This window comes from Janthinobacterium sp. (genome assembly GCF_009923995.1).
Lineage (GTDB): Bacteria > Pseudomonadota > Gammaproteobacteria > Burkholderiales > Burkholderiaceae_D > Janthinobacterium.
Genome location: NZ_RFSK01000107.1, coordinates 1 through 8,151 on the forward strand (window position 1 = coordinate 1; position 8,151 = coordinate 8,151).

Annotated in this window: 8 protein-coding genes; 4 read left to right on the forward strand and 4 right to left on the reverse strand. The window is 66.2% G+C overall.

The features are described from left to right. Positions 1-26: 26 nt before the first annotated feature. On the reverse strand, positions 27-857 hold the full coding sequence (locus tag EBS11_RS27365) for a helix-turn-helix transcriptional regulator (protein ID WP_290608487.1): 831 nt from the start codon (positions 855-857) through the stop codon (positions 27-29). Between the two features lie 235 nt (positions 858-1,092). Between EBS11_RS27365 and EBS11_RS27370 the strand changes: the two genes are divergently transcribed. The 4 genes from EBS11_RS27370 (at position 1,093) to EBS11_RS27385 (ending at position 5,024) form a co-directional block, all read left to right on the forward strand. After that, positions 1,093-2,244: an MFS transporter gene (locus EBS11_RS27370; RefSeq protein WP_290608502.1), complete on the forward strand. Its 1,152-nt coding sequence runs from the start codon at positions 1,093-1,095 to the stop codon at positions 2,242-2,244. Between the two features lie 233 nt (positions 2,245-2,477). After that, on the forward strand, positions 2,478-3,854 hold the full coding sequence (gene cysS, locus EBS11_RS27375; protein WP_290608489.1) for a cysteine--tRNA ligase: 1,377 nt from the start codon (positions 2,478-2,480) through the stop codon (positions 3,852-3,854). 38 nt (positions 3,855-3,892) lie between these two features. Continuing rightward, positions 3,893-4,480, forward strand: coding sequence for a hypothetical protein (locus EBS11_RS27380; protein ID WP_290608491.1), 588 nt, complete (start codon positions 3,893-3,895; stop codon positions 4,478-4,480). Then, positions 4,473-5,024, forward strand: coding sequence for a hypothetical protein (locus EBS11_RS27385; RefSeq protein ID WP_290608493.1), 552 nt, complete (start codon positions 4,473-4,475; stop codon positions 5,022-5,024). Before EBS11_RS27380 ends, EBS11_RS27385 begins: the two co-directional genes overlap by 8 nt. On the opposite strand, the gene dbpA is transcribed toward EBS11_RS27385, so the two are convergent. The 3 genes from dbpA to acpA form a co-directional block, all read right to left on the reverse strand. Next, on the reverse strand, positions 5,011-6,435 hold the full coding sequence (gene dbpA, locus EBS11_RS27390) for an ATP-dependent RNA helicase DbpA (protein WP_290608495.1): 1,425 nt from the start codon (positions 6,433-6,435) through the stop codon (positions 5,011-5,013). The two genes, EBS11_RS27385 and dbpA, sit on opposite strands and share 14 nt — an antisense overlap. Positions 6,436-6,544: 109 nt before the next feature. Continuing rightward, entirely contained in the window at positions 6,545-6,781 is a 237-nt protein-coding gene (locus EBS11_RS27395; RefSeq protein WP_290608497.1) for a hypothetical protein, read from the reverse strand. Positions 6,782-6,993: 212 nt separating this feature from the next. Continuing rightward, positions 6,994-8,151: acid phosphatase (gene acpA / locus EBS11_RS27400; protein WP_290608500.1), on the reverse strand; the 1,158-nt coding region annotated here is incomplete at its 5' end.

Sequence of the window (8,151 nt, forward strand, 5' to 3'; positions counted from 1 at the left end):
AGCAGCCCGCGGGCTGCTTTTTGCGTTTACTCGCCGCCGCGCCACTCGCTCAGGTAATGCTGCGGCGTGCGGCCCAGGATGCGGCGGAACATGGCGCTGAAGGCGCTGGGACTGGCGTAACCCAGCGCATAGGCGATGGCGGCCACGCCTTCGCCCCGGTCCAGGCGGCAAAATGCCTCGGCCAGATGGACTTGCTGCAGCCATTGCCGGTAGTGCAAGCCCGTTTCCTTGGGAAACAAACGGATCAGGGTGCGCGCGCTGGCGCCCGCATCGTGGGCCCAGTCCTCGATGCTGCGCCGGCTGCCGGGCGCGTCCATGATGGCCGAGCACACGGCCACCAGGCGCCGGTCGCGCGGCCAGGGAATGGCGATGGGCACCGTATCGGCGCCCGCCAGTTCCGACAGGATCAGGTGCGCCAGCCAGTCGCCACGGCCATCGAGCGCATATTCGACGGGCTCGGCCAGCAGGGCCAGGATCAGCTCGCGCAACAGCCGGCTTACTTCCAGCACCTTGCAATCGGGGCCGAAGATGGCCGCCACACCCGCTTCGATGTACACGGTACGCATGCTCAGTTCGCTGAGGATGTGCACCTCGTGCAGGATGCCGACGGGGATCAGCAGGGCGCGCCGGGGCGGCAGCATCCACACGCCGTGCTCGGTGGTGACGCGCATCACGCCTTCCGTGGCGTACAGCAGCTGGGCGCGGATATGGCTGTGCGGCGGCGTCACGTCGCCCGCCTGGTATTGCTTGGACATGGCCGTCACGGGGCGCGGCACGTGCTGGTAGTCGTGCGCATCGGTGCTGCGGCTGAAGGGCATGCCGTCCGCATCGGCCAGGGCAGGGTGGTTGGTGTGCATGGAGTCTGTGGCCGGGTTGGTCGCCGGGGTTTTCAAGGCATTCTCGCCGAGTTGTCACTTGCGCGACGATTATTGGAAGTTATCAGTTCAATGACCATACTATACTGGGTTCTTTGCCGGGCCGCCTGCCGTGCCCGCTTATTGCGGAAGAACAATGCACACCACCACGACGTCTCCCGCCGCCATGCCGGCGGCTCCCACGCTTCAGAGTTCCCAACAACAATCCGGTCTGGCCATGCACATCCTGGGCGCCGTCGCCTTCGTGCATCTGCTCAATGACTTGATCCAGGCATTATTGCCGTCGATTTATCCGATGCTGAAAGCCGAGTTTTCACTCAGTTTTACCCAGGTCGGCCTCATCACCCTGACGTTCCAGTGCACGGCCTCGCTGCTGCAGCCCTGGATCGGCTTGTACACGGACCGCCGTCCGCTGCCGTTTTTGTTGCCCATCGGCATGTGCTTTACCCTGGCCGGCGTGCTGATGCTGTCCATCGTCTCGACCTTCCCCACGCTGCTGATCGCCTCGGGCCTGATCGGTGTCGGTTCCTCGACCTTCCACCCGGAAGCGTCGCGCGTGGCGCGCATGGCATCGGGCGGACGCTACGGCTTTGCCCAGTCGCTGTTCCAGGTGGGCGGCAACGTCGGCTCCGCCCTGGGGCCGCTGCTGGCGGCGGCCGTCATCGTGGGCCGCGGCCAGGGCAATATCGCCTGGTTCAGCCTGCTGGCCGTGCTGGCCATCGGCGTGCTGTACAAGGTCAGCGGCTGGTATCGGGGCCACCTGGCCAGCTTCAAGCCGAAGGCGGGCGGCCACGGGCCGAACTTGTCGCGCAACAAGGTGATGGGGGCGCTGGGCGTGCTGGCCCTGCTGGTGTTCTCGAAATACATCTACATGGCCAGCCTGTCGAGCTATTACACGTTTTATCTGATCGACAAGTTCCACCTGTCCATCGGCGCGGCCCAGCTGTACCTGTTCCTGTTCCTCGCCGCCGTGGCGGCGGGCACCTTCATGGGCGGCCCCATCGGCGACCGCATCGGCCGCAAGCGCGTGATCTGGATTTCCATCCTGGGCGCCGCACCGTTCACCCTGCTGCTGCCGTACGTGGACCTGTTCTGGACGGCCGTCTTGACGGTGATCATCGGTTTCGTGATTTCGTCCGCCTTTTCCGCCATCGTCGTGTTTGCGCAAGAACTGGTGCCGGGCAAGGTGGGCATGATCGCGGGCATCTTCTTCGGCCTGATGTTCGGCGTCTCCGGCATCGCCGCCGCCGCCATGGGCCACCTGGCCGACGTGGCGGGCATCGCCTACGTCTACAAGCTCTGTTCCTACCTGCCGCTGCTGGGCATCCTGACGGTGCTGCTGCCGCATATCGAGCAGGCGAAGAAATAGGCGGGCGGCGCGGGCGGGCTTGACTGCCCGCCCGCGCCCATGCGATAGTAAAGCCATGCTCACCATCCTCCCTCCAGTCCCTGCTTCCGGCGCCGCTGCTGCGTCGTGTCCGTGCGCCTGGCCCCGTGAGGATGCGGCCTTGCGCCGGTAAGCTTTTACTCCTCATTCCGATGGCCACAGTGTTGAAAAACCTGTGGCCATTTTCTTTTTCCGCCCCACTCTGGACAGACCGCATGACACTACATTTGTACGATACGTATAGCCGCAGCCTGCGCCCCTTCGAACCCCTCGCCGCCGGCCAGGCGGGCCTGTACGCCTGCGGTCCCACGGTCTACGACTACGCGCACATCGGCAACCTGCGCACCTACCTGTTCGTCGACGGCCTGCGCCGCGCGCTCGAATTCAATGGCTTGCAGGTGCGCCACGTGATGAACATCACGGACGTGGGCCATCTGACGTCGGACGGGGACAGCGGCGACGACAAGATCGAGGCGCGCAGCGCCCGCAGCGGCAAGTCGGCCTGGGACATCGCCGCCGAATTCACGCGCGCATTCGAGGGCGATCTGCGCGCCCTGAATATCCTGCCGCCCACCGTCTGGTGCCGCGCCACGGACCACATCGCCGAGCAGATCGACTTCATCGGCGACCTGGAAGCGAAGGGCTACACCTACCGCACGGCGGACGGCATCTATTTCGACACCACGCGCCAGGACAGCTACGGCAAGCTGGCGAACCTGCACCGCGACGGCCTGCAGGCGGGCAAGCGCGTGGAGCTGGGCGAGAAGCGCGACATCTGCGACTTCGCCCTGTGGAAGTTCAGCGGCGTGCCCGGCCAGCGGCAGATGGAGTGGGACAGCCCGTGGGGCCTGGGTTTCCCCGGCTGGCATATCGAATGCTCGGCCATGGCGGAAAAGCACCTGGGCGCGTATTTCGACATCCATTGCGGCGGCGAAGACCACGTGGCCGTCCACCACAGCAACGAGATCGCGCAGACGGAAGCGCGCCACGGCACGCGCCTGGCCAACTTCTGGCTGCACGGCGCCTTCCTGAAAACGGGAGAGGCGAAGATGTCGAAATCGGCGGGCGACTTCCTGCGGCTGGACAGCCTGGTCGAGCAGGGTGTCGATCCGCTCGCCTACCGCTACCTGTGCCTGGGCGCCCACTACCGCAGCAGCCTCAATTTCACGGACGAAGCCCTGCGCGCCGCCGCCAGCGGCCTGGCGCGCCTGCGCAGCAGCGTGCACGGTCTGGGCGCGGCGGCTGGCGAGGCCGACCCCGTGTGGCATGAGCGTTTTATGATCTGCATCAACGATGACTTGAATTACCCGCGCGCGCTGGCCGTGGCCTGGGAACTGCTGAAAAGCGCGCTGCCGGACGCCGTGAAAAAAGCCACCATGGCCCGCTTCGATACGGCCCTGGGGCTGGACTTGCTGGCCTGGCAGCCGGCCCGGGTGGACGTACCAGCGCAAGTGCAGGCGTGGATGGACGAGCGGGCGGCCGCCCGCGCGCAGCGCCAGTGGGCCGAGGCGGACCGCTTGCGCGCACTGGCGCGCGCGGCCGGCTATGACTTCGACGATACGCCGCAGGGCCAGCAGGCGCGCCGTTTGTGAGGGTGGCATCCGTGCCGGTGCGGCATAATGGCCGCCTGATGAAAACGGGAGATGCCGTGAAGCGTGCCGTGCTGCTGTTGAGTGCCTGCCTTGCCCTTGCGCCCGCGCAAGCGGCCAGCGACTGTCCCGGTTTTCCCGTGCTGGCCACGTCGGGCGAGGCGCTGCTGGCGCAGATGCGCGCGCTGCCGCCCGTCGGCATCGAGCGGGAAGTGCAGGCCTGCGCGCCGAAAACCGTCATCGACTTTGCCTACAGCGGCGGGGTGCTGTGCCGCTTTGGCGGTGAAGCGGATGCGGCGACGGCTGCCGTCACGCGCCTGGCCGATGGCGGGGAGCTGGTCGAGTACCTGTATCTGCTGCCGTATGCGCCGGAACGCCACGCGCGTCTGCTGGCGCTGCTGGACGCGCGGTTTGCGCGGGTCGACAGGGCGGCTTACCCCGCCTTTTTGCGGGCCGTCACGCCGGGCAAGGAAACCACGGCCCTGTTCATCCACGGCGGCTACTATGTCTCGCTGGGCAAGCCCACCGCAGGCGATCCCACGCAATGGTATTCGAACGTGATCTTTGAAAAAATGGACAAGCCCGCGCTGGGCGTGCGCAAGGTGTGCCAGGAAGCTGCCGATGACTGAAGCACAGGCCTTTCCGGCGGCACTGGCGGAGACCGTGTCATGGCTGCTGCCCCGGCTGTCCGATGGCCAGTTGCACGCGCCGTCGGCGCCGTTTGACGTGCATCAGGATGGCCGGCTGCTGCGCATTCCCGGGCGGACCTATTATGGTCGCGAAGCGCTGCTGGATGCCACGGGGCTGCCCGGCGACGCGGGCGTTATCGCCCTGTGCCTGGGTACGCGCCACCATGACGGCCATCTGCGCGAATACTGCCTGACGCAGCTGCTGCGGCAGGAGCGCGCATGGACGGTGCCTTTTGTGGTGCACCTGTGCGGCGAATACGTGCTGGAGATCGTCGAGAGAATCGGCGCGGCGCTGCCGGCCTGGAATGCGCAGGCGCTGGCGCGTTACCTGCGGGAGAATCCCGCGTATGTCGCTACGCTGGAACGGCGCGCCGTCAGCTACTGGAACTGCTACTACCGCGACGAATACCCCGTGTGGGAAGCGTATCCGGGGCGCAGGGCCATGGCGGCCCTGCGCGCATTGCAGGCGCTTACGCCTCGATGAAGCGCATCTTGAAGCTGCGGCCCTTGATGTTGCCGAAGTCGCGGCCCAGGGAGTTGCCGGCGTTGAGGCGCTTGAATGCCGCTTCGGCCACCGTGCGGTCGATGGCCACGTAGGTCATGAACTCGAACACGTTGATCTTGCCCACCTGTTCCTTGGTGAGGCCGGCATCGCCCGTCAGCGCGCCCAGCAGGTCGCCCGGGCGCAGCTTGTCCTTCTTGCCGCCCATGATGCACAGGGTGACCATGGGCGCCGGCAGCGCTTCGGCGCCATCGTCCTCGCCCAGTTCCTTCAGCTCGTGCCATTCGACGGCGCTGTTCTGGTATTGCTCGATCAGCTTGACCCATTTCTTCTCGTTCGGCGCGCACAGCGACAGGGCCAGGCCCTTCTTGCTGCCGCGGCCCGTGCGGCCGATGCGGTGGATGTGCACTTCCGTGTCTTTCGACACGTCGACGTTGATCACGGCGCCCAGGTCGGAAATATCCAGGCCGCGCGCGGCCACGTCGGTGGCCACCAGCACGGAGCAGCTGCGGTTGGCGAACAGCACGAGGATTTCATCGCGCTCGCGCTGTTCCAGTTCGCCGTACAGGGCCAGCGCGGAAAAGCCTTGCTGGCGCAGTTCTTCCGCCAGCTCGCGGCAATGCACCTTGGTGTTGCAGAAGGCGAGGGTCGATTCCGGCTTGAAGTGTTTCAGCAGCTTGCCGACGGCGGCGTTGCGCTCGTCGAAGCCGATTTCATAGAAGCGCTGTTCGATCTTGTCGTTGTCGTGCTGGGCCTCGACTGTCACTTCCAGCGGATTGACGAGGAAGGACGCGGTGGCGCGGCGGATGTCTTCCGGGTAGGTGGCCGAGAACAGCAGGGTCTGGCGGCGCGCCGGGCAGGCGCTGACGATGCCGGCGATTTCCTCGTAAAAGCCCATGTCCGTCATGCGGTCCGCTTCATCGAGCACCAGCGTCTGCACGTGATTCAGGTTGATGGTGCCGCGGCCGATATGGTCGCGCAGGCGGCCCGGCGTGCCGACGACGATGTGCGCGCCGTGTTCCAGCGAGGCGATTTGCGGGCGCATGGGCGCGCCGCCCGTCAGGGTCAGGATCTTGATGTTGCCGGCCGCGCGCGCCAGGCGGCGCAGCTCATTGGCCACCTGGTCGGCCAGCTCGCGCGTGGGGCACAGCACCAGGCCCTGCACGGCGAACCAGGCCGGATTGAGCTTGTGCAGGATGCCGATGCCGAAGGCGGCCGTCTTGCCGCTGCCCGTTTTCGCCTGGGCGATCAGGTCGCGGCCATCGAGCACGGCCGGCAGGCTTTGCGCCTGGATGGTGGTCATCTCGTGGTAGCCGAGCGAATCCAGGTTGGCCAGAAAGGCGGGCGTCAGCGGCAGGCTGGAAAAGGCGGTGGTGGTGGAGGTGGTATTCATAGGGGCGTAGCCGGTAAAAAGCGGTGGATGGGCACAGTCTACAGGCATTACGCCCTTGTGCGGATGGTGGTGTGGAAGCTGGCGGCAAACGGCCGCCCGCGTTGCTGTATCAGGTATCCGGCGCCCAGATGGGCAGGCCGGTGAGATCCAGGCCGGCGTCGCGCGTCCACACGGGCAAGCCCGTGGCATCGGTCGGCTCCAGCAATTCCAGCTGGACCTGTTTCAAGGCCACCTTGCGCACGCGCACGCGGCGCTGCGGTTCCGGCGCCGGCTCTGGCGCCTCGGGCGCTGGCGGCGGGCCGAAACCGGGCAAGTCGATGGTGGCGTTGTCTTTTTTATCTCTCATTTCTGAACCTCTGGTCCCCGGCCGCGAAAACCCGGCGCCGGGGAGCGGGCAAAAAGCTGTCCGCTGTGTGAATACTCTGTACGCTTCGTCCACAAAACAAAAGCCCGGCTACTGGAGTCGGGCTCATGGTTGGGACAACCTGCAGGAAAACTTGTCCTGCGGATTTAAGTGCGGCACGCAGTGTATCACAGGCGTGCCGCATTGTGGGAGGCTTAGCGGAAGCTCAAGGCACCCGTCAGGTCGCCCGGCGGCAGCGCGCCGCGCGCTGCGAAGGCCTCGTTACGCACCTTCAGGCCTTCAAGCAGGGGCAGGTCGTGCAGGCGCGTGATCAGGCGCAGGATCGACGTCGTGTCGTAGAAACTGTGGTCGACGGCGCCCTTTTTCGCATACGGCGAGACGACGATGGCGGGAATGCGCGTGCCCGGGCCCCAGCGGTCGCCCTTCGGCGGGGCCACGTGGTCCCACCAGCCGCCGTTTTCGTCGAACGTGATCACCACGATCATGTCCTTCCACTGCGGCGATTCCTTCAGATGCTGGATGATGTTGGCCACGTGCTGGTCACCCGACTCGATGTCCGAATAGCCGGCGTGCAGGTTCAGGTTGCCCTGCGGCTTGTAGAAGGTCACGGCCGGCAGCTTGCCCGCCACGGCCGCGGCGAGGAATTTGTTCGAGATCGGGCTGTCGCCCGTGCCGCCGTCGCGCAGGTGCTCCGCGCGCGCGGCCGTGCCGGGGGCGAACTGCTTGAAGTAGTTCAGCGGCTGGTGGTGGAACTGGAAGTTCGGCTTGCTGCCGCCGCCCTTGTGGTCGAGCGCCGCTTGCCAGCCGCCGCCGTACCACGCCCAGCTGACGCCCTTGCGCGACAGCAGGTCGCCGATGGTGTCATAGGTTTGCGGCGGCAGGGTGTTCGCGTCGGCCGGATCGGCGTGCAGCGGGTCGCCGTCGTAGGCGGGACGGATGTAGCTGGGCTGGTACGGCGGCGCCATGGTGTTGACGGCATAGCCGTCCGGCGTGATGGCGCCGTCGTTGACGTATTTCGGCTTGCCGTCCAGCGCCGAGGCGGGGCAGTCGGGCGACAGGGCCAGGCGCACGCCTTGCGGGCCGTCGGCCAGCACGGCGATCTTTTTCTTCGCCGCCGTCTCGGACGCGTTGAAGTATTCGTTGGCGCGGCCCGTCACGAGGAACTGGTGGTTCATGTAGGAGCCGCCGAAGGCCGCCATGAAGAAGTTGTCGCACAGGGTGTACTGCTCGGCGATCTGCCACAGGTTCAGGTTTTTCGACGTTTCGCCGTAGTGGCCCATCACCAGGCCGCCGCTGTCGGCCCAGGCGGCGAAGCCGTCGTTCTTGCCGCCGTTGATCTGCATCTGGTTGTT

Bases quoted from the DNA above. Each gene is read 5' to 3' on its own strand.
- dbpA (WP_290608495.1), bottom strand. From the start codon at position 6,435: ATGAATACCACCTCCACCACCACCGCCTTTTCCAGCCTGCCGCTGACG.
- cysS (WP_290608489.1), top strand. From the start codon at position 2,478: ATGACACTACATTTGTACGATACGTATAGCCGCAGCCTGCGCCCCTTC.
- EBS11_RS27395 (WP_290608497.1), bottom strand. From the start codon at position 6,781: ATGAGAGATAAAAAAGACAACGCCACCATCGACTTGCCCGGTTTCGGC.
- EBS11_RS27370 (WP_290608502.1), top strand. From the start codon at position 1,093: ATGCACATCCTGGGCGCCGTCGCCTTCGTGCATCTGCTCAATGACTTG.
- EBS11_RS27385 (WP_290608493.1), top strand. From the start codon at position 4,473: ATGACTGAAGCACAGGCCTTTCCGGCGGCACTGGCGGAGACCGTGTCA.
- EBS11_RS27365 (WP_290608487.1), bottom strand. From the start codon at position 857: ATGCACACCAACCACCCTGCCCTGGCCGATGCGGACGGCATGCCCTTC.
- EBS11_RS27380 (WP_290608491.1), top strand. From the start codon at position 3,893: ATGAAAACGGGAGATGCCGTGAAGCGTGCCGTGCTGCTGTTGAGTGCC.